The following is a 19,331-nucleotide window of genomic DNA, read 5'->3' as shown; positions in this document are numbered from 1 at the left end:
GGCACCAGATCTTGCCGCCGAGCGTCCAGAAACGCCGCGAAAAACAAAAGGCCGAACTGCGCTCCGAACTGGTCGAAGCCGCGCACAAGCTCGTCCAGGAAGAAGGCTATGAGGGCCTGACCATCCGCAAACTGGCCAAGCGGGTCGGCTATGCGCCGATGTCGGTCTATTCCTATTTCGCCGACAAGCAGGACATTCTGTTTGCACTTGCCGAAGACGCGTTCGAGACGCTGGCCCGCCGAATCGAGGAGCACTCGTCAGATGATCCGATCGAAGCCTTGCAGGCGGTGATGACCGAATACGCCGCTTTCGGTCTCGGCAATCCCAATGAATATCGCACTGTCTTCATGACCGAAAAGACGCGGCCGCCGGAAGGCCGGAGTTTTCAAGAAATGCACGAGGCCAACCCGGCGATGAAAGCGCTGATCACCCGGGTCGAAGCCTGTGTCGCCGCCGGCAAGCTGCAGGGCGACCCCCGCGCCATCGCCACCATGCTGTGGGCGGTTGGCCACGGCACGATCTCGCTGCTGATCACCTTCCCCTTCTACCCCTTCGGTGACCCTTACGCCTTCGTGAAGCGGATGTGCGATTTCCAGATGGCCGCGCTTAGCACGCAGAACGTGCCGCCATTGACCGAGACTCCGGTCGACTGCTGAACGACATCTCCTTCGTTTCCACGCTTCCTCGCCACCCTTCCCAACCAAACGGAGGGCCAATTTCTTGGTTAACAAAAAATTTATCGTACGCGTACGATCTTGACTTGAACTTCGCGATTGGCGGTCGTATCTGTACGTCGTAACGTACATGTACGGAAAAAATTCACCCGTCGAAAGCGGAGACTGACAATGAAAAAGACCCTCCTGACCCTCGCCGCCGTGTTGGCACTTTCCGGCTCGGCCTTCGCCGCCAACACCACCCACCCGGTCAGGCACGCGCCGGCCGCGACCTGCGTCGACACCAAGACCAATGTGAAGCTCGATTGCGCCTCGACCGGCTCGGTTGAGAAGAAGGGCGCCACGGAAAACACCGCTGAAGGCAAGGGCCCGCGCCTTGGCATCAGCATCAACCCGTGGATCGTGCCGAGCGCGTTCTGAGCTTCGAGTGCATGCCGCCCGGGGTTTCCCCGGGCATGAATGGATTGTGTAGCCCCGGCTTTGCGCGAAGGCTGCCAATCGCCGCGATGGCCAGATGTCAGCCTACCGAGATCGGCAACCTGCTCGCCGAACTCTCGAAGGCAGCGTCGATCAGCTTCTGCATGTCGGCGGCGCGCCGGAAGGACGGATCGCCATTCTGCCCGGCATCCAGCGCGTCGACAAAACGCCGGGTGTTGCGCTTGACATCCGGCAACGCCAGCTCTCGCCAGAGCTGAAAATCGACGTCCTCTCCCAGGCACGCCGACAGCCGCGCTGCCTTGCCATCGGTCTCGACCTTGAGCGCTCCTTTGGTGCCATGCAGCGTCAGCGACAAATCATTGCCATGGCCGGTTGTGTAGCGGCTCGCCATGACCGTCGCCAGCGCGCCGGATGTCAGCCGCGCCGTCATCGCCACACTGTCATTGGCGTCCAGCACATAGTCGCCGATCCGATCGCCCTCGGCCTTCGGAAACGTCACCAGATCGGCGTGCAGGCTGACAATATCCTGGGCCGCGCCATAGGTGGCGAAGTCCAGGATGTGGATGCCGACATCGCCCAGAACCCCGGTCGAACCGTGCCGGCTCGACAAGCGCCACAGCCATTTGTCCTCGACGCGCCAGTCCCCCCAGGACTTGCTGACCAGCCAGCTCTGCTTGTAGCTCGCCTCGACATGGCGCAATTCGCCGATCGCGCCCGCCAGCACCAGACGCCGTGCTTCCTGGATCGCCGGTGAATTGCGGTAGGTGAGATTGACCATGTTGACGAGGCCGGCGGCCTCGGCCGCTTCGGACATGGCAAGCGCATCGGCATGGTTCGGTGCCAGCGGCTTTTCGCAAAAGACATGTTTTCCCGCGGCAAGCAGCGCCAACGTCGTCGCCTTGTGCACACCGTCCGGAGTGGCGTTGATGGCGGCGTCGAAATCGCCCCAGGCGATCGCCGCTTCAAGGCTCTCGAAGAAGTCGCCGATCTTGTTGGCAGCGGCAAACGCCGCCGCGCGCCCGGGCAGTTGATCGACACAGGCGACAATGCTGCAGCCAGGAACCTTTGCGAACTCTTCGATATGATGTCCGGCGATCCAGCCGGTGCCGAGCAAGAGCAGGCGATGCATCAGATCAGGTCCCCCATCAACTCAAGCCCCCCATTAACTCAGGCCCTTGTCGCCGTCGGCATGCAGGCGCAGGCCCTTCTGCACGATCTTCTCCTTGGCCTTGTCCGTCGGCACGTTCGGCGCATTGCTGATGCCGGCCCATGCGGGAGCCGGGTTGTGCGCCCAGTGCACGGCATTGCGCAGCACCTGCCGCACGCCTTCATTGTGATAGATCGGATAGGTCTCGTGACCGGGTGAGAAATAGAAGATCTTTCCCGCGCCGCGCTGGTAGGTCAGCCCCGAGCGGAACACCTCGCCGCCCTCGTACCAGGAGACAAACACCGTCTCCAGCGGCTCCGGCACCGCGAACGGCTCGCCATACATTTCCGTCTCGCCGATCTCCAGGCATTCGCCGATGCCTTGCGCGATCGGATGGCTCCGGTTGATCGCCCAGACGCGCTCGCGCTCCCCCGCCTCGCGCCACTTCAGCGAACAGGGCGTGCCCATCAGCCGCTTGAAGATCTTCGAGTAGTGGCCGGAATGCAGCACGATCAGCCCCATGCCTTCCCAGACCCGTTTCTGCACGCGCTCGACGATCTCGTCCTTGACCTCGCCATGCGCCGCGTGGCCCCACCACAGCAGCACATCGGTGGCGGCAAGACGCTTCTCGCTCAGGCCGTGCTCGGGTTCCTGCAAGGTGGCGGTGGTCGCCTCGATGCCCTTGTCCTGGTTGAGCGCCGCGGCAATCGTGCCATGCATGGTCAGGGGATAGAGGTCACGCACGGCGGCATTGGTCTGCTCATGGACGTTCTCGCCCCAGACGACGGCTTTTATCGGCATTTTTCCTCTCCAAAGCGCTTTGAATACCTCAACTGACGATGCCTTGGGAAGATACCTTTCAACCAAAATTGCTGAAAATCAGGGCTTGCGGGCTTTCCGGCCTGCTACGGTCTTGGCCTTGCCGGGCTTGGCGGGCGCGCCGGGAATCGCCGAACTGGTGATGGACACCGGGTCGCTGGCTGGAAAGGTGTCCTCGAGGCCTTCCTCGAGTTCCTGTTCGGCGCTTGGCGCTTCGTGTTGCTCATGTTCAAGAGAGCGCACGGCGGCCGTCTTTTTCACCGGCGACTTCGGCGCGGACTTCGATGGCATCGGCATTTCTCCCTCGACCTGTTGCCGCACAACGGATGCGGGCGGCAAACGTTCCGGGGTCAGCCAGCCGCGTCGCGGGCTCCCTCGGACAGGAAAGTAAAGACATAGTCCGAGAAGGAACGCCAGCATTCCACCCGGAAGGCATCGTCGGCGGTGCGCAACAGCACGATCTCGGCCTTGCCGAGAATGGTGCGCGAGGCCGCTCCCACCGGGAACGCGTCGAGCGACAGATCCTGCGGACAGCCCGCATTGATCGCGGCTTCAGCCGCCGGACCGGTAACCGATATCGCAATGTTGCGATGCGAGATGCCGACTGACGAATGCAACGCGGCAACCCCTGCGCAATCGGCCAGCGGGTCCTTGCCGGCTTCGTCGATGACCAGCCATTCGTCAGGGCCGAGCCACAGTGCGGTGCGCCCTGTCTTCGACGCCGAAGTCTTCGGCTTCTTCGGCAAAGTCAGGCCAAGTGCCTTCGACAGGGCAGCGACCGAAGCCTCCGGCGCGCGCAACGAGATGCGCTCCGCCGGCGGCAGCACTTCAACCTTGACGCCGGTCGCCGATGTGGCGCGGCCAGCCAACGCCGGACGGCGCTCGACCGAAGGCGATGCGGCCGGAGCCGTTTTCTTTGCAGCAGCCTTAGCCATTGAGGCGGCCTCCCGTCTCGTCGAAGAACACCATGCCGGTAACCTCCACTTCGATCACCCCATTCGGCATCGGCACATAGAGCGTGTCGCCCATCCGGTCGCGGCCGCCGGCAACCAGCGCCAGCGCGATGGAACGGCCGCAATTCTGCGACCAGTAGCTGGACGTCACGTGGCCGATCATCTTCATCGGAATTGGCTGCTTGGGATCCGCGACGATCTGCGCGCCCTCTTCCAGCACCACCTTCGGGTCCTTGGTCTTGAGACCAACCAGCTGCTTGCGGCCCTTGGCGACCAGGTCCGGCCGCGTCAGGCCGCGGATGCCGACGAAGTCGGTCTTCTTCTTGCCGACCGCCCAGTCGAGGCCGGCGTCGTTCGGCGTCACCGTGCCGTCCGTGTCCTGGCCGACGATGATATAGCCCTTCTCAGCGCGCAGCACGTGCATGGCCTCGGTGCCGTAAGCGGCAGCGCCATGCTTCTGGCCCTGCGCCCACAGCGCTTCCCAGACGGCCTGGCCGTAATCGGCCGGCACATTGACCTCGAAGCCGCGCTCGCCGGTGAACGACATGCGGAACAACCTGGTCGGCACGCCGCAGATCTTGCCTTCGCGCACCGACATGTGCGGCAGCGCCTCATCGGACATGTCGATGCCTTCGACCAGCGGCGCGATGATGTCGCGCGACTTCGGCCCCTGCACGGCAATCACCGCCCACTGCTCGGTGATCGAGGTCAGCCAGACATTGAGATGCGGGAACTCGGTCTGGAGATAGTCCTCCATGTGGTTCATGACGCGCGGCGCGCCGCCCGTCGTCGTCGTCACATGGAAACGGTCCGGCGCCAGCCGGCCGACGACACCGTCATCATAGATGAAGCCGTCCTCGCGCAGCATGATGCCATAGCGGCAGCGGCCGGGCTCCAGCTTCTCCCACGGATTGGTGTAGAGCAGCTCCATGAACTTGGCGGCGTCCGGCCCGACCACTTCGATCTTGCCGAGCGTCGAGGCGTCGAACAGGCCGGCATTGGTGCGCACCGCGACACATTCGCGGTCGACAGCCCTATGCATGTCCTCGCCGGCCTTGGGGAAATACCAGGCGCGTTTCCATTGGCCGACATCCTCGAACACGGCGCCTTGCGCTTCGGCCCAGGGATGGATCGCGGTTCTGCGCGTCGGGTCGAACAGCGGCCCGCGCGCATGGCTGACGATCGCGCCGAAGGTGACCGGCGTGTAGGGCGCGCGGAATGTGGTCAGCCCGACTTCCGGGATCGGCTTGCCCAGCGTCTCCGCCGCGATCGCCAGGCCATGCATATTGGAGGTCTTGCCCTGGTCGGTCGCCATGCCGTTGGTGGTGAAGCGCTTGACGTGCTCGATCGAGCGCATGCCTTCATGCACCGCCTGGCGGATATCCTTGGCGGTGACGTCGTTCTGGAAATCGACGAAGGCTTTCACCGTCGTGTCCGGGCCGGCGCCAGGCGCCGCGCCCAGCATGCCGCGCGACCAGCTTTCCGAGGCGTCGACCTTCGGCTTCGTGTCCTTGCCCGCCTTAACGCTGGAATCCTTGGCGCCGGCATCCTTGGCAGCCTTGGCGCCAGCCGCATAGGCCTCGTCCACCGTCGCCGACAGCCCGTCGGTGCCATTGCAGGCGCCTACCGAGACACAGTCCTGCGCATAGGTGCCCGGCACGAAGCGCTTGGTCTCGTCGTTGAAGGCAACCTTGCCGCGCGACTGCGAGAACAGGTGCACCGACGGCGTCCAGCCCGCCGACATCAGGATCGCATCGACAGCAATAGTGCGCTCGCCACCGCCATTCTTCGGCTGCACGGTCATCGAGGATACCCGCAATTTGCCGCCGGCGCGGATCACCGCGCGGCCGAAATTGATCTCGATGCCGAGCGCCCGCGCCTCGTCGATCACCGGCCCGGTCGGGTTGTCGCGCAGATCGACGATCGCCGCGACATTGACGCCGGCCTTCTTCAGGTCGATCGCCGCCGCGTAGGCGGAATCATTGGCGGTGTAGACGCCGACATTTCTGCCGACCGCCACGCCATACTGGTTGAGGAAGGTGCGCGCCGCACCGGCCAGCATGATGCCCGGCCGGTCATTGTTGGCGAACACCATGTGGCGCTCAATGGCGCCCGAGGCCAGCACAACGCGCTTGGCACGCACCTGCCACAGCCGCTCGCGCGGCAAATCATGGCCGGGAGCCTTCAAATGATCGCTGACGCGCTCCACCAGGCCGACGAAATTCTGCGCGTAGTAGCCGAAGGCCGTCGTGCGCGAGAGCACGCGGACATTGCCCATCGCCCGCAGCCTGGCGATTGCCGCTTGCGCCCAGGCGAAACCGTCCTGGCCGTCGATTTTCGCACCGGTCTCGAAACGCAGGCTGCCGCCGAATTCGGCCTGCTCGTCAGCGAGGATGACGCGCACGCCGGTCTCGGCCGCCGCCAATGCCGCCGCGAGGCCGGCGGCACCGCCGCCCAGCACCAGCACGTCGCAATGCGCATAGCGCGAGGAATAGTGGTCGGGATCGGGCTTGTCGGGCGAAACGCCGAGGCCGGCGGCTTCACGGATCTTGGGCTCGTACAGGCTCTTCCAGGCCGCCTTCGGCCACATGAAGGTCTTGTAGTAGAAGCCGGCCGAAAACATCGGTGACGCCAGGTCGTTGACCGCACCGACGTCGAAGGACAGCGACGGCCAGCGGTTCTGCGAGTTGGCGGCGAGCCCGTCATAGAGCTCCTGTACGGTCGCGCGCACATTCGGCGTCTTGCGCGCATCGTCGCGCACGATCTGCACCAGCGCGTTGGGCTCTTCCGCGCCGGCGGACAGGAAGCCGCGCGGCCGGTGATACTTGAACGAGCGGCCGACCAGATGGACGCCATTGGCGAGCAGTGCGGACGCCAGCGTATCACCCTCGATGCCGGTATAGGACTGGCCGTCGAAGCTGAAGCGCGCGGTCTTGGCCTGGCTGAGGCGACCGGCTCTCGGGATGCGGAACGCGCCGCTCATTTGGCAACTCCCGGCAGCTTGGCGGGTTTGGGTTCGCCGGCCTTGTAGGTCATGACGAACTTGTCGGTGACGGTGTCGCGCACCGCGTTGAAAAAGCGCGCGCAGCCATGCATGTGCCGCCAGCGCTCATAGATGATTCCCTTGGGATTCGAGCGGATGAAGAAGAACTTTTCGAAGTCGTCGTCGCTCTCGCCCGCAATGTTGGCCGAACGCGCAATGTGCGCCTCGCCAGCGTTGCGGAATTCGAGCTCCGGGCGCTCTTCCTCGCAATAGGGGCAGCGGATGAGAAGCATCGTCTTCGTTCCTACAATTCGCCGTGGCCGACGTGGGCGCCGGCCGGTTGGTCGCAAAGCCTCTGGCCCATAGCCGCAAATGGCGCGACGAGCCGGATGCGCTCCTCCACGCTTGCAGCCGGGCGAAACAGGTCGCGATACGCCATATTGCCGATGGTGAGTTGCACCGGATCAGTTGTGACGATGACGCGACGTGGCTCGAATGTGTCGTCCTCGCTGAGATCGGAAGGCCTGTTCTCCACGAACATGACCACCTTCTGGCCACCGCTCCACACGCAGGCCAGTACGCCGTCATCAACAGAAAACGGCCAGTTGGCCTCGTTTCCGGCGCGGCTGATCGGCTGTGTGCGCACCTCTTCCGGCGACGGCAGATGGAACATGCCCTGTTCCCCCGCCAGCACCAGCGGCACCGCAACAGCGATCTCGGCCATCATCATCAGTGCGCCACCGCCGCCGCCGCCGCCTCGTCGATGAGGCGGCCGGTGCGGAAGCGTTCGATGGTGAAGGGCGCGTTGATCGGGTGCGGATCGTCCTTGGCGATGGTATGGGCAAAGACATGGCCCGAACCAGGCGTCGCCTTGAAGCCGCCCGTGCCCCAGCCGCAATTGACATAGAGGCCGGGCACCGGCGTCTTGGCCAGGATCGGCGAGCGGTCCGGCGTCACGTCGACGATGCCGCCCCATGAACGCAGCATCTTCATGCGCGTGAAGATCGGGAACATCTCACAGATGGCGTCCAGCGTGTGCTGAAGAATGTGCAAGCCGCCGGTCTGCGAATAGGAGACATACTGGTCGGTGCCGGCGCCGATCACCAATTCGCCCTTGTCGGACTGCGAGATATAGGCGTGCACCGTGTTCGACATCACCACGCAAGGCACGACCGGCTTGATCGGCTCCGACACCAGTGCCTGCAGCGGATAACTTTCCAGCGGCATGCGCACGCCGGCCATGTTCATGATGACCGAGGAATGGCCGGCGGCAACGACGCCGACCTTCTTGGCGCCGATGAAGCCGCGCGTCGTGTCGACACCCGTGACGGCGCCATTGGCAGCCCGCTTGACGCCGGTGACCTCGCAATTCTGGATGATGTGGACGCCGCGCGCCGAAGCGCCGCGTGCATAGCCCCAGGCCACCGCATCATGCCGCGCCGTGCCGCCACGGCGCTGCAGCGCGGCACCGACGACCGGATAGCGCGCATCTTTGGAGATGTTCAGCGGCGGGCAGAATTCCTTGGCCTGCTCCGGCGACAGCCATTCATTGTCGATGCCGTTCAGCCGGTTGGCGTGGACATGGCGCTTCAGCACCTGGATGTCGTGCACATTGTGGGCCAGCATCATGACGCCGCGCGCCGAATACATGACGTTGTAGTTGAGCTCCTGGGAAAGCCCATCCCACAGCTTCAGCGCATGATCATAGATGCCGGCGCTCTCGTCATAGAGATAGTTGGAACGGATGATGGTGGTGTTGCGGCCGGTGTTGCCGCCGCCCAGCCAGCCCTTTTCCAGCACCGCGACATTGGTGATGCCATGCACCGTGGCAAGATAATAGGCGGTGGCCAGGCCATGACCGCCGGCGCCGACGATGATGACGTCGTATTCCTTCTTGGGCTCAGGCGAGGACCATTGTTCCTCCCAGCCCTTGTGGCCGCGCATGGCCTCGCGGGCGATGGCGAATACCGAATATTTTTTCAACGTCCTGGCCTCGCAAATGGCGGCAGGGCGTTCACTCAGCCCCGGCGCGCGAGGTGTATCACTAGCGAAACCGCGCTTCCACCCTTGCGCTGTTTGCGACGGCGCTTGCCGTTTTGCGCCGCGACGAAAAAGACGCATGTGGGCTGGCTCTCATGCGGGCCTTCGGTCACATTGTCCGCCGCGAAACTCCAGAGGACGATTATGGGTAACGCCTGGTGGAATCTGACGTTGCGTTTCCTGCTGGAACTTGCCGCCCTGCTCGGCCTCGGCATAGCGGGCTGGAGCTTCTCCGAGGGATGGTGGCGCTGGGTCCTGGCTGTGGCCCTGCCGCTCATTGCGGCCGTGCTGTGGGGGACTTTCGCGGTGCTCAATGACCCAAGCCGTTCGGGCCGCGCACCGGTGCCTGTGCCCGGCACGGTGCGGCTGGCGCTCGAACTGGTCATCCTGTTCGGCGGCGCTGCCGGATTCTATGCCGCCGGCTACACCACCACGGGCATCATCGTCGCGCTGCTCATCGCCATCAGCTACGCATTTTCGCTCGACCGGCTCGGTTGGCTGCTGAAGCAATAGAGCGGGACGACGCGCCTGTGCAGGTATCGGGTGGCTCCGACCTGCTCCATCTGCGACCAAGCATCTCGATTGCCGGCGAGACCGGCGCGAAAAACAGGGATGCCAAAAATGTTCGCACTCGCCGACAAGATCGCCATCGTCACCGGCGCCAGTTCCGGCATCGGCCGCGCCACGGCAAAACTCTTCGCCGAGGAAGGTGCAAGGGTCGTCGTCTCCGCCCGCCGTCAGGCCGAACTCGACACGCTTGTCGAGGAAATCCTCGAAGCCGGCGGCACGGCCGTCGCCCTTGCCGGTGATGTCAGAGACGAAGCCTATGCGAAGGCGCTTGTCGATCTGGCTGTCGAACATTTCGGCGGCCTCGACATCGCCTTCAACAATGCCGGCGCCGTCGGCTTGATGGCGCCGCTGCCCAACATGATGCCTGCGACATGGCACGAGACGATGGACATCAACCTGACCAGCGCCTTTCTCGGTGCGAAGTACCAGATACCGGCGATGCTGGAACGCGGCAGCGGCTCGCTGATCTTCACGTCGAGCTTTGTCGGCTACACTGCCGGCATGCCGGGCATGGCCGCCTATGCCGCCGCCAAGGCCGGCCTGATCGGCCTGACGCAGGTGCTGGCCGCCGAATACGGGCCGAAAGGCCTGCGCGTCAACGCGTTGCTGCCCGGCGGGACCGATACGCCCGGCGCGACGACAACGACGCCCGAAGCCCGCGCTTTCGTCGAAGGCATCCATGCGCTGAAGCGGATGGCGCAGCCTGAGGAGATCGCCCGGTCGGCGCTTTATCTCGCCTCCGACGCCTCGAGTTTCACCACGGGAACCGCGCTGTTTGCCGATGGCGGCGTCTCGATCAACCGGACGTGAAGGTTTTTTGCGGCGAACAGGCCGGTTCGCCGCTTTGACGCAGGCAGGCGGTCTTGCTTTTTCCGCGTGATTTGGCGATTCCGTTTCTTGTCGAAACGGGCCCCGAAACCATGATGCTGATCCGAACCTATGTGGCCGCGAGCGCAATCGAGGGCGTCGGCATGTTCGCCGCCGAACCGATCCGGAAAGGCGCCTCGATCTGGCGCCTCGACCCGGATTTCGACCGGCTGATCCCGATGGACAAATACGAGGCGGCGCCGCAGCCTCTGAAGGAATTGCTCGACCGCTATGCCTATCCGAGCCCGGATCGGCCGGGTTTCATGGTCTATGAGGTCGACAATGGCCGCTTCATGAACCATTCGGCGACGCCGAACACCGATTTTTCGCAATATGGCGGCGCCACCGCGACCCGCGACATTGCCGCGGGCGAGGAGATCACCTGCGACTACGGCGAATTCTTCGAGGATTTCGAACGGTTGCATCTGGCCACGGCATAGCTGGCGCCCTATCTCGAGCCTACCGTGGCAATTTGGCTGTCGTCCTGCATTTCGACTGTGGACAGCGCAGCCTGATTCTGCTATCAGCCGCCACAATTCGTGGTGTCGACCGCCGCGGAGGCTAGTGGCTATGGCTGCTTGCCTGATGATATCAAACCCGAAAGACAGGATTGCCCGTGCAGGTACTCGTCCGCGACAATAACGTTGATCAGGCGCTTCGCGCGCTCAAGAAGAAGATGCAGCGCGAAGGCATTTTCCGCGAAATGAAGATGCGCGGCCACTACGAGAAGCCTTCCGAGAAGCGCGCCCGTGAAAAGGCTGAAGCCGTTCGCCGCGCCCGCAAGCTGGCCCGCAAGCGCGCCCAGCGCGAGGGTCTGTTGCCGATGACGCCGCGCCCGGTTGCTGCTGGCGCCGCCGGTGGTGCAGGTGGTGCGCCGCGTCCGCCGCGGTTCTAACGCCTATTTTTCGTCCTTTTCGAAGGATACTAGAGGTGGCGCGATGCGGAATCGCCGCCACCTTTTTGTTTTGATGTGACCCGGCCCGGAGGGGGGATCCGGACCCGAATGACGGCGCAAGTGAGGACAGGGCAGACATGAACGCAACGAGCGTGGAGCGCGGGACCGCATTGCGTGGTTTCGCCCTGACAGCGGCCCTGCTTTCCGGACTGGTGCTGGCGGGCTGCCAGACATCGGGCCCGACCGGCGAGTTCAACAACATCGACAAGGCGCAAGGGTCGAGCGAGAATATCTCCTCGCTGTCGGCGGTGATCCAGCGCAATCCCCAGGATCCCGAAGGCTACAATGTGCGCGGCTCGGCCTATGGCCGCGGCGGCCAGTACCAGGCGGCGCTCAAGGACTTCAACCAGGCCATCCAGCTCAATCCGAATTTCTACCAGGCCTATTCGAACCGGGCGCTCATCCAGCGCTTCCTTGGCAATCAGACGGCCGCGCTCGACGACTACAACAAGTCGATCCAGATCAACGGCAATTATGACGCCGCCTATATCGGCCGCGGCAATCTCTACCGCAAGGCGGGCCGCACCCAGGATGCCTTCAGCGACTTCCAGAAGGCGATCCAGCTCGACACGACCGACGCCCGCGCCTACCACAATCGCGGCCTGATCTATCAGAGCCAGGGCCAGCACAAATTCGCCATCGAGGATTTCTCGACCGCCATCTCGCTGGCGCCGGATGCCGCCGAGCCCTACAACGGCCGTGGCCTCTCCTATCTGGCGACGGGCGACGAGGACAATGCGTTCTCCGACTTCAACATGGCCATCAAGCTCGACGGCCAGAACGCCGAGGCCTGGGCCAACCAGGCGCTGATCTACGAGCGCCGCGGCGACAAGGCCAAGGCCGCGAAGTCCTATAAGGAAGCCGTCCGCCTCAACCCCAGCTACCAGCCGGCCAAGGACGGCTTGTCGCGCGTCGGTGGCAGCGCCAGCTGAGGTCGGCTTCGGCTTAACCGGCTAAGCAGTACGGGCTGTTTGCGTGTCCAAAAGGACACGCAGCGCTGGCTATCGTCGCCAATCCGGCAACCGCGCGTTAACCCCCGGAGCATTGCATTAACCCTTGCCTTGTTCACGCCAAGTTTTCGACGGAACGGTCTGGCCACTCTAGCCGTTATTTCCAAGCGATTTGCGAAAGGACCCTCCCATGATCAAGAAACTCGTCTGCGCCGCTGCCCTTGCCACGACCGTATTCGCTGCCGCCCCGGCCAGCGCCGGAAAGCTGCAGCTTGGCACGCTCGACTGCACCATCGATGGCGGCACCGCCTACATCGTCGCTTCCAACAAGGGCGTGTCCTGCGTCTTCCGTCCCTATCACCATGGACCGTCGGAGATTTACACCGGCGTCATCTCCAAGATCGGCGTCGATCTCGGCCAGACGCATCAGGGCCAGCTCGTCTGGGCGGTTTTTGCCGCGACCCGCGACCGCGATGCGGGTGACCTTGCCGGCAGCTATTACGGCGTCAACGCCGAGGCCAGCGTCGTCACCGGTGGCGGCGCCAATCTGCTGGTCGGCGGCTTCGACAGCGCCTTCATGCTGGAGCCGCTCAGCGTCCAGGCGCAGACCGGCGTCAATCTCGCCGTGGCCGTGACCTCGCTTGAGCTGATCCACTCGCTCAAGTGATTGCATGGAGCCAAGCGCTCCTCTCTACCCTGCGGCGCGGAACCGGATAGGATGGTTCCGCGCCGTTTTATTTTGAGGGGACCGCCATGCCGAAGACAGCCATCGCTGCTGCCGTGATCGCAACCGTGCTTACCGGCGCGCCACAGGCGCAAGCACAGGACCGCGGCATCGAACTCGGCACGCTTGAATGCGCCATATCGGGCGGTACCGGCTTCATCTTCGGCTCGAGCAAGGATCTGAGCTGCACCTTCACCCCGACCGACAAGAGCTTCGCGCCGGAAGCCTATTTCGGCGCCGTCAACAAATACGGCCTCGATATCGGCACGACAAAGCAGGCGGTGATGCGATGGCTGGTGCTGACGCCGCTGAAGAACATCTACGCGCCCGGCGCGCTGGCGGGCGACTATATCGGCGCCAGCGCCGAGGTGACGGCGGCCGTCGGTGCCGGCGCCAATCTTTTGGTCGGCGGCTCGTCACAATCCTTCACCCTCCAGCCGCTCAGCCTGCAGACGCAGACCGGCATCAATCTCGCCATCGGCGTCAGCCAGTTCCAACTGCGCAGCACCGAGAACTGATCTCTTGAAAAGACCGCTTGAACTCAACCGCGGTTGAGGTCCTACAAGCCCACCCCGACCGGACTGGCACCTTGATGGCACGCTATCCGGCGCTATTGCTGCGCATGGTCCTGCCGGAAACCCTTGCTGGCTTCTGGTGCCATGCGCCGGCATCGAGATATGCAGGACTGGGGTGGACATGACTGAAATCAGCACAAACAGGGTCGACTGGCGCGCATTGTGGGCGAGCGGCGATCTGGCGCGCTTCTGCTTCATCAGCCTCGGCATCCTGCTGCACGCCACCAATGAGACGATGGTGGCGACCGTCATGCCGGCCATGGTCGGTGAAATGGCCGGCGTGCAGCTCGTCGGCTGGTCGCTGGCGGTCTATGAGCTCGGCGCCATTGTCGCCGGTGCCGCGGCCGGACGGCTGGTGAGCTATGTGGCGCTGCGCACCAACATGGTGGTCGCCGCCCTGCTCTACGCCGCCGGGGCGCTGATCTGCGCCACCTCGCCTTCCATGCAATTGTTTCTGACCGGCCGCCTGATCGAGGGGCTGGGCGGCGGCGCGCTGGTGTCGCTGGCTTTCGTCTCGGTCGAGCGGCTGTTTTCGCGCGCCATCTGGCCGCAGCTTTTCGGCATCATGTCGGCGATCTGGGGCGTCGCGGCGTTCAGTGGCCCGTTGCTGGGCGCGATCATGACGGAATTGCTGTCATGGCGTTGGGCCTTCGGCGTCTTCACCCTCGGCGGCACCGCCATGGCGCTGGCCAGCTTCTTGGTGCTCAACACGCCGGAGGCGACGCGACCCGTGCTGAGCGCCGGCAAGGTGCCGCCCTTCCCGTTCGCCGCCCTTGCCTGCCTTGCCGTCGCCGTGGTGCTGATCGCCTCGGCCGGCGTCGACATAGCCGTGTTGCGCTCCTCGCTGCTGATCGTCCTTGGCCTCGCCGGCCTGGCGCTGTTCTTCACCATCGACGCGCTGAAGCCGCGCTCGCGGCTTTTCCCGTCGCGGCTGTTCTCGTGGCGCACGCCGGTCGGCGCCGGCATGACCATGGTCGCCGCCTTTTCCGTCGCCACCTGTTCCTTCGGCGTCTATGGACCGCTGCTTTTGACCAGCCTGCATGACATTCCGCTGCTGACCACCGGCTACATCATCGCCGCCGAATCGATCGCCTGGTCTGTTCTGTCGATCCTCGTCGCCAACGCGCCCCCGCAGCGCGAGCGGCTGATCATTGTCACCGGCGCGCTGATGATCGCGGCAGGCATCGCCGGCTTTGCCTACACGATACCGCTGGGCTCCATCCCGCTGATCCTGGTCTGCGCCCTGTTGCAGGGCGGCGGCTTCGGCATTGCCTGGCCGTTCCTGACCCGCGTCATCGTCGCCTCCGCCCCGGACGACGAACAGACCATCGCCTCGGCCGCGGTGCCCACCATGCAGCGCATCGGCTATGCCGTGGGTGCTGCCCTTGCCGGCATCGTCGCCAATGCCAGCGGCTTTTCGCAAGGGCTGAACCATGACGCGGCAGCCAATGTCGCGAGCTGGCTGTTCCTCGCCTTCGTGCCGCTCGGTATTCTCGGCTGCATCGCGGCGTTGCGGGCATCCGCGACGACCCGGCCATTGGAAGCCATTGGCTGACGCGAGTTCAGTCGAAGGGTTGTCTCACTCGACCACACGCAGTCGATAGCCGACGCCGGTCTCGGTGGTGATGTGGTGCGGCTGGTCGGGGGTCTTTTCGATCTTCTGTCTGAGCTGCCTGACGTAGACCCTGAGATATTGCACGTCGGTCGTGTCACCCCAGATCTGTTTCAGGATGAAATGGTGGGTCAGCACCTTGCCGGCATGCTGCACCAGGATGCGCAATATGTCGTATTCCTTCGGCGAAAGTTTTATCTCCTTGCCCTCGACCTTGACGATGCGCTTGACCAGGTCGACGCTGAGGTCGCCGCTCTGGAATACAGGCTTTTCGCCCTGCTGCTGGAACTTGTGCCGCAGCGCCACGCGGATGCGCGCCACCAGTTCGTTCATGCCGAACGGCTTAGTGACATAGTCGTCGGCACCGAGTTCCAGAGCCTGGACGATGCCGGCCTCGTCGGTGCGGCTGGAGAGAATGACGACGGGAATGTCGAGGCCGTCGTCGCGCCATTTACGCAGCAGCTCATGGCCGCTCATGCCGGGCAGGCCGAGGTCGAGCAGTACGAGGTCCGGCTTTTCCTGGTCCATCAATTCGATCGCCGCCTTGGCGTTCGGCGCCTCGCTGACCGCATAGCCCTGGCTGCCGAGGCCGACCCGAAGCAGTTTGCGGATCGGCGGCTCGTCATCGACAACCAATATCCTGACATTCGCGTTCGTCATGCCAAATCATCCACATCATTGTCGTCCATAGTGGCGGCGCTGAGATCGGGCGGGTTCGTCGGCTTCGGCATCTTGATGGTGAAGACCGCGCCCGAACGATCGGTTCGGTTTGCCGCCGTGATCGTGCCTCCCATCGCCTCGATAAAGCCGCGGCAGATAGACAGGCCGAGCCCGGTGCCGGCGCGAACCTGGTCGCGCTTGCGCACGCGGTAGAACGTGTCGAAAATCCGCTCCAGGTCGCCAGGCGGAATGCCCGGCCCCTCATCCATGATCTGCAGGATGACGGAGCCATTGTCGGTCCAACCCTGCACGCGGATCGTCGAATCGGCCGGCGCGTATTTCGCCGCATTGTCGAGGAGATTGAACAGCGCCTGCTCGAACAGGACGGGATCGACTTTCAACATCGGCAAATCCGGGGGGATATCCACCTCGCTCTTGTGCTCGCCGATGATTTTCCTCGCCCTCTGCAGGGCGGAGCCGACGATGTCGCCGACATAGTGGAAAGCGAAGTTCGGCTCCATTGCGCCGGACTCGATCTTGGTCATGTCGAGCAAATTGGCGATGAAGCGGTTCAGCCGCTCGGATTCGTCGAGCACGGTCGTCAGCAGTTCCGCCCGGTCCTCTTCGGGAAGTGCCGGCGCGAATTCCCGCAGCGTGCCGGCCGCGCCCATGATGGCGGCGAGCGGCGTCTTCAGATCATGCGAAATGGAGGTCAGCAGCGCCGAGCGCAACCGATCGGCCTCGGCCAGGAGCTTGGCCCGGTCGACATCGGCGACCAGCTGGATGCGCTCGATGGCGACCGCTGCCTGGTCGGCGAGCGCGTCGAGCAGGCGCTGCTGTTCCGGCGTCAGCAGCGGGCCCTGCTTGTCATTGTCCAGGCCGACGACACCGATTGCCGTGCGCCCCGTGCGCAAGGGAAGATAGAGGCGCTTGGCGCCAGGCAGCGTGTCGGCGCCGCGCCCGGCAGCGCGGTTGTGCTCCCAGGCCCAGCGGGCGGCCGCGATGTCGGCCTCGGCCAGCGTGTCGTCGGGCGGATAGCCGGCCTTGACGGTGATGGTGCCGTCCTCGGGCAGGAGCAGCACCACCCGCAGCTTCAGCATCGAGGCGATCTGGAAGGCGGTGGCCCACAGCACGTCGTCCAGCGTGCCGGCACCGGCGAGCTTCTTTGAAAAGAGGTAGATGTCTTCCGTGGCCCGCGCCCGCGAGCGGGCGGCGATTGCCTGGCGCTGCACGCGCACCGTCAGATTGCTGGCAATGACGGCGACGACCAGGAACACGCCGAGCGCGACAATGCTCTCCGGATCCCGGATCGTCAGCGTGTAGCGAGGCTCCAGGAAGAAATAGTTGAAGGCAAGGGCGCTGGCGAGACAGGCGTACAGAGCAGGCCAGAGACCGCCGGTCACCGCCGACGCCAGCACCCCGATGAGGAAGATGATCGCGAGGTTGCGAACGTCGAGAAACTGGTCGAGCAGGACGGCAAAGGCGAGCGAGCCGGCGACATAGGCCGTGGCCAGGAGATAGGGCCGGATCTGGAATGGCGTCTGCTCGTCCGCGGTCCTTACGTTCCTCGATGTCGCCTCGGTGTTGCGTTCGGTTCCCGAAATGACATGGACGCTGATGTCGCCAGCATTGCGAATGAGATCATAGGTCAGCGAGCCTTCGATCAATTCGCGCCAGCGCGAGCGGGTCGGCCGGCCGACCACGATATGGGTAAAATTGTTCGCCGTCGCATAGCGCACGATGTCTTGCGCCACATTCTGACCCGGAATGGTCGTCACCTCGGCACCAAGCTGTTGGGCGAGGCGCAAATTGTTTGCGAGCCGGTCCTTGTCCTCCTCGGGCATGCTGGCCGAGCGGGGACTGTCGACATGCAGTGCCGTCCACGGGGCACGGAGCCGGTCGGCCAGCCGGCGCGCATAGCGGATGCGGGCGGCTCCCCCCGGGCGCGCGTCGAGGCAGACGAGGACCCGTTCCCCCGCAGCCCAGGGGCCTTGAATAGCATGGGACTGCATGTGATTGAGCAACTGCTCGTCGACACGTTGCGCGGTGCGGCGCAGCGCCAGTTCCCTCAGCGCCGTCAGATTGCCGGGCGAAAAATAGTTCTCGATGGCGCGCTGCGCGGTGTTGGGGAAGTAGACCTTGCCTTCCTCCAGCCGCTTGATCAGGTCGTCGGGGGTAAGATCGATGATCTCGACATCGTCGGCCTGGTCGATGATGGAATCTGGAACCGTCTCACGGACCCTGACCTTGGTGATCTGGGCGACGACATCGTTCAGGCTTTCGACATGCTGGACGTTGAGCGTCGTGTAGACATCGATGCCTTGCGTCAGGATTTCCTGGACGTCGAGATAGCGCTTGGGGTGGCGGCTGCCGGGCGCGTTGGTGTGGGCGAGTTCATCGACGAGAACCAGCGCCGGGCGCCGGGCAAGGATGGCGTCGATATCCATCTCGTCGAGCATGCGGCCCTTGTAGTCGACCTTGCGGCGGGGAATGATTTCATAACCCTCGACCAGGGTCTGGGTTTCCTTGCGGCCATGCGTCTCGACGACGCCGATCACCACATCGATGCCGTCGGCCAGCCTGGCACGGCCCGACATCAGCATTTCGTAGGTCTTGCCGACACCTGGTGCCGCGCCAAGGAATATCCGCAGACGGCCGCGTCCCTCCCGCTCGGCATGCTCGAGCAGCGCGTCGGGGGAAGGCCTGTTTTCGTTGCTTCGGTCGTCCGGCATCAGGATCGATCATGGAGAGGTCCGGGGATGCTGTCGATCCCCGGCCCTCGCCATCAACTACTTAGCGGCGTCCAGCGCCAGGTTGAGCGCCAGAACATTGACCACCGGCTCTCCCATGAAGCCGAGTTCCCTGCTCTCGACCTGGCCGTCGACAAGCGCCTTGACCTTGGCTTCGTCGAGGCCCCTGGCCTTGGCCACGCGGGGGACTTGGAAATAGGCGGCCTCGGGGCTGATATGGGGATCGAGGCCGCTGCCCGATGACGTCACCATATCCATCGGCACAGGCTGGCTCGGATTCTCCGCCTTCAGCTTCTCGGCGTCGCCCTTGATGCGCTCGATCAGCTTGGGATTGGTCGGGCCGAGATTGGTTCCGCCGGAAGCGGTGGCGTCGTAGCCGTTGCTGCCGGCCGCCGAAATCCGGCCATGGAAATACTTGTCGCTGGCAAAGCCCTGGCCGATCAGTTCGGAGCCGATGACCTTGCCGTCCTTCTCGATCAGGCTGCCATTGGCCTGGCGCGGAAACAGCGCCTGGGCAATGCCGGTCATGCCGATCGGATAGATCAGGCCGGTCAGGACCGTGAAGAAGACGATCATGATGATCGCGGGTCTTATCTGGGTGAGCATGGATCTGT

Annotated in this window: 21 protein-coding genes; 10 read left to right on the top strand and 11 right to left on the bottom strand. The window is 64.1% G+C overall.

Going from position 1 to position 19,331, the window contains the following annotated elements; all coding sequences use genetic code 11:
* Positions 1–11: 11 nt before the first annotated feature.
* A complete protein-coding gene (locus AC1D05_RS15320; protein WP_027043179.1) occupies positions 12–656 on the top strand; it encodes a TetR/AcrR family transcriptional regulator in 645 nt (214 codons plus the stop codon).
* A 189-nt stretch (positions 657–845) separates the two neighbouring features.
* Positions 846–1,094, top strand: coding sequence for a DUF680 domain-containing protein (locus tag AC1D05_RS15315; RefSeq protein WP_477441733.1), 249 nt, complete (start codon positions 846–848; stop codon positions 1,092–1,094).
* A 97-nt stretch (positions 1,095–1,191) separates the two neighbouring features.
* On the opposite strand, the gene AC1D05_RS15310 is transcribed toward AC1D05_RS15315, so the two are convergent.
* The 8 genes from AC1D05_RS15310 to AC1D05_RS15275 all read right to left on the bottom strand — a co-directional run bounded on the left by AC1D05_RS15310 (position 1,192) and on the right by AC1D05_RS15275 (position 8,997).
* Positions 1,192–2,241: a Gfo/Idh/MocA family protein gene (locus tag AC1D05_RS15310; protein WP_477441731.1), complete on the bottom strand. Its 1,050-nt coding sequence runs from the start codon at positions 2,239–2,241 to the stop codon at positions 1,192–1,194.
* 33 nt (positions 2,242–2,274) lie between these two features.
* Positions 2,275–3,060: a ThuA domain-containing protein gene (locus tag AC1D05_RS15305; protein WP_477441729.1), complete on the bottom strand. Its 786-nt coding sequence runs from the start codon at positions 3,058–3,060 to the stop codon at positions 2,275–2,277.
* A 78-nt stretch (positions 3,061–3,138) separates the two neighbouring features.
* Positions 3,139–3,369, bottom strand: coding sequence for a hypothetical protein (locus AC1D05_RS15300; protein WP_477441727.1), 231 nt, complete (start codon positions 3,367–3,369; stop codon positions 3,139–3,141).
* A 59-nt stretch (positions 3,370–3,428) separates the two neighbouring features.
* Positions 3,429–4,013 (bottom strand): sarcosine oxidase subunit gamma, encoded by a 585-nt coding sequence (locus tag AC1D05_RS15295; RefSeq protein WP_477441725.1) that lies wholly within the window; start codon positions 4,011–4,013, stop codon positions 3,429–3,431.
* Positions 4,006–7,014 (bottom strand): sarcosine oxidase subunit alpha, encoded by a 3,009-nt coding sequence (locus AC1D05_RS15290; protein WP_477441723.1) that lies wholly within the window; start codon positions 7,012–7,014, stop codon positions 4,006–4,008. Before AC1D05_RS15290 ends, AC1D05_RS15295 begins: the two co-directional genes overlap by 8 nt.
* The gene (locus tag AC1D05_RS15285; protein WP_095199452.1) at positions 7,011–7,307 is read right to left on the bottom strand and encodes a sarcosine oxidase subunit delta; all 297 of its coding nucleotides are present in this window, start codon (positions 7,305–7,307) and stop codon (positions 7,011–7,013) included. Before AC1D05_RS15285 ends, AC1D05_RS15290 begins: the two co-directional genes overlap by 4 nt.
* 11 nt (positions 7,308–7,318) lie before the next feature.
* A complete protein-coding gene (locus AC1D05_RS15280) occupies positions 7,319–7,741 on the bottom strand; it encodes a hypothetical protein (protein WP_477442071.1) in 423 nt (140 codons plus the stop codon).
* A gap of 2 nt (positions 7,742–7,743) precedes the next feature.
* Positions 7,744–8,997, bottom strand: a complete 1,254-nt coding sequence (locus AC1D05_RS15275; protein ID WP_477441721.1) for a sarcosine oxidase subunit beta — start codon at positions 8,995–8,997, stop codon at positions 7,744–7,746.
* Positions 8,998–9,198: 201 nt separating this feature from the next.
* Here AC1D05_RS15275 and AC1D05_RS15270 point away from each other — a divergent pair, with 201 nt between their 5' ends.
* The 8 genes from AC1D05_RS15270 (at position 9,199) to AC1D05_RS15235 (ending at position 15,250) form a co-directional block, all read left to right on the top strand.
* Positions 9,199–9,567, top strand: a complete 369-nt coding sequence (locus tag AC1D05_RS15270) for a YrdB family protein (protein WP_477441719.1) — start codon at positions 9,199–9,201, stop codon at positions 9,565–9,567.
* Between the two features lie 108 nt (positions 9,568–9,675).
* On the top strand, positions 9,676–10,434 hold the full coding sequence (locus tag AC1D05_RS15265) for an SDR family oxidoreductase (RefSeq protein WP_477441717.1): 759 nt from the start codon (positions 9,676–9,678) through the stop codon (positions 10,432–10,434).
* A gap of 110 nt (positions 10,435–10,544) precedes the next feature.
* On the top strand, positions 10,545–10,931 hold the full coding sequence (locus AC1D05_RS15260) for an SET domain-containing protein (protein ID WP_064981678.1): 387 nt from the start codon (positions 10,545–10,547) through the stop codon (positions 10,929–10,931).
* Positions 10,932–11,107: 176 nt separating this feature from the next.
* Positions 11,108–11,386, top strand: a complete 279-nt coding sequence (gene rpsU / locus AC1D05_RS15255; RefSeq protein WP_023810129.1) for a 30S ribosomal protein S21 — start codon at positions 11,108–11,110, stop codon at positions 11,384–11,386.
* A 137-nt stretch (positions 11,387–11,523) separates the two neighbouring features.
* Positions 11,524–12,378 (top strand): tetratricopeptide repeat protein, encoded by an 855-nt coding sequence (locus AC1D05_RS15250; protein ID WP_477441715.1) that lies wholly within the window; start codon positions 11,524–11,526, stop codon positions 12,376–12,378.
* Between the two features lie 208 nt (positions 12,379–12,586).
* Positions 12,587–13,063, top strand: coding sequence for a DUF992 domain-containing protein (locus AC1D05_RS15245; protein ID WP_183463020.1), 477 nt, complete (start codon positions 12,587–12,589; stop codon positions 13,061–13,063).
* An 86-nt stretch (positions 13,064–13,149) separates the two neighbouring features.
* Complete coding sequence (locus tag AC1D05_RS15240; protein ID WP_477441713.1) at positions 13,150–13,638, top strand: DUF992 domain-containing protein; 489 nt, start codon at positions 13,150–13,152, stop codon at positions 13,636–13,638.
* A gap of 178 nt (positions 13,639–13,816) precedes the next feature.
* On the top strand, positions 13,817–15,250 hold the full coding sequence (locus AC1D05_RS15235) for an MFS transporter (protein WP_477441711.1): 1,434 nt from the start codon (positions 13,817–13,819) through the stop codon (positions 15,248–15,250).
* A gap of 24 nt (positions 15,251–15,274) precedes the next feature.
* Here AC1D05_RS15235 and AC1D05_RS15230 read toward each other — a convergent pair whose 3' ends face one another.
* The 3 genes from AC1D05_RS15230 to kdpC are packed head-to-tail and all read right to left on the bottom strand — an operon-like array spanning position 15,275 to position 19,323.
* Entirely contained in the window at positions 15,275–15,967 is a 693-nt protein-coding gene (locus tag AC1D05_RS15230) for a response regulator transcription factor (protein ID WP_475457551.1), read from the bottom strand.
* Positions 15,964–18,699 carry a DUF4118 domain-containing protein gene (locus AC1D05_RS15225; protein WP_477441709.1) on the bottom strand — a complete coding sequence of 912 codons (2,736 nt, stop codon included), beginning with the start codon at positions 18,697–18,699 and terminating at the stop codon, positions 15,964–15,966. The genes AC1D05_RS15230 and AC1D05_RS15225 overlap by 4 nt, the downstream gene beginning before the upstream one ends.
* A gap of 57 nt (positions 18,700–18,756) precedes the next feature.
* Entirely contained in the window at positions 18,757–19,323 is a 567-nt protein-coding gene (kdpC, locus tag AC1D05_RS15220) for a potassium-transporting ATPase subunit KdpC (RefSeq protein ID WP_477441707.1), read from the bottom strand.
* Positions 19,324–19,331: the final 8 nt, after the last annotated feature.

Source organism: Mesorhizobium sp. P2_E9 (assembly GCF_056403815.1).
The sequence above is the reverse complement of the archived record's forward strand: the minus strand, read 5'-3'. Positions and strand labels throughout refer to the sequence as shown.

Coding starts and splice junctions, on each gene's coding strand:
- AC1D05_RS15235 (WP_477441711.1), top strand. CDS start 13,817: ATGACTGAAATCAGCACAAACAGGGTCGACTGGCGCGCATTGTGGGCG.
- AC1D05_RS15225 (WP_477441709.1), bottom strand. CDS start 18,699: ATGCCGGACGACCGAAGCAACGAAAACAGGCCTTCCCCCGACGCGCTG.
- AC1D05_RS15240 (WP_477441713.1), top strand. CDS start 13,150: ATGCCGAAGACAGCCATCGCTGCTGCCGTGATCGCAACCGTGCTTACC.
- AC1D05_RS15250 (WP_477441715.1), top strand. CDS start 11,524: ATGAACGCAACGAGCGTGGAGCGCGGGACCGCATTGCGTGGTTTCGCC.
- AC1D05_RS15245 (WP_183463020.1), top strand. CDS start 12,587: ATGATCAAGAAACTCGTCTGCGCCGCTGCCCTTGCCACGACCGTATTC.
- AC1D05_RS15285 (WP_095199452.1), bottom strand. CDS start 7,307: ATGCTTCTCATCCGCTGCCCCTATTGCGAGGAAGAGCGCCCGGAGCTC.
- AC1D05_RS15315 (WP_477441733.1), top strand. CDS start 846: ATGAAAAAGACCCTCCTGACCCTCGCCGCCGTGTTGGCACTTTCCGGC.
- AC1D05_RS15290 (WP_477441723.1), bottom strand. CDS start 7,014: ATGAGCGGCGCGTTCCGCATCCCGAGAGCCGGTCGCCTCAGCCAGGCC.
- AC1D05_RS15305 (WP_477441729.1), bottom strand. CDS start 3,060: ATGCCGATAAAAGCCGTCGTCTGGGGCGAGAACGTCCATGAGCAGACC.
- AC1D05_RS15270 (WP_477441719.1), top strand. CDS start 9,199: ATGGGTAACGCCTGGTGGAATCTGACGTTGCGTTTCCTGCTGGAACTT.
- AC1D05_RS15280 (WP_477442071.1), bottom strand. CDS start 7,741: ATGATGGCCGAGATCGCTGTTGCGGTGCCGCTGGTGCTGGCGGGGGAA.
- AC1D05_RS15300 (WP_477441727.1), bottom strand. CDS start 3,369: ATGCCATCGAAGTCCGCGCCGAAGTCGCCGGTGAAAAAGACGGCCGCC.
- AC1D05_RS15265 (WP_477441717.1), top strand. CDS start 9,676: ATGTTCGCACTCGCCGACAAGATCGCCATCGTCACCGGCGCCAGTTCC.
- AC1D05_RS15260 (WP_064981678.1), top strand. CDS start 10,545: ATGATGCTGATCCGAACCTATGTGGCCGCGAGCGCAATCGAGGGCGTC.
- AC1D05_RS15310 (WP_477441731.1), bottom strand. CDS start 2,241: ATGCATCGCCTGCTCTTGCTCGGCACCGGCTGGATCGCCGGACATCAT.
- kdpC (WP_477441707.1), bottom strand. CDS start 19,323: ATGCTCACCCAGATAAGACCCGCGATCATCATGATCGTCTTCTTCACG.
- AC1D05_RS15230 (WP_475457551.1), bottom strand. CDS start 15,967: ATGACGAACGCGAATGTCAGGATATTGGTTGTCGATGACGAGCCGCCG.
- AC1D05_RS15295 (WP_477441725.1), bottom strand. CDS start 4,013: ATGGCTAAGGCTGCTGCAAAGAAAACGGCTCCGGCCGCATCGCCTTCG.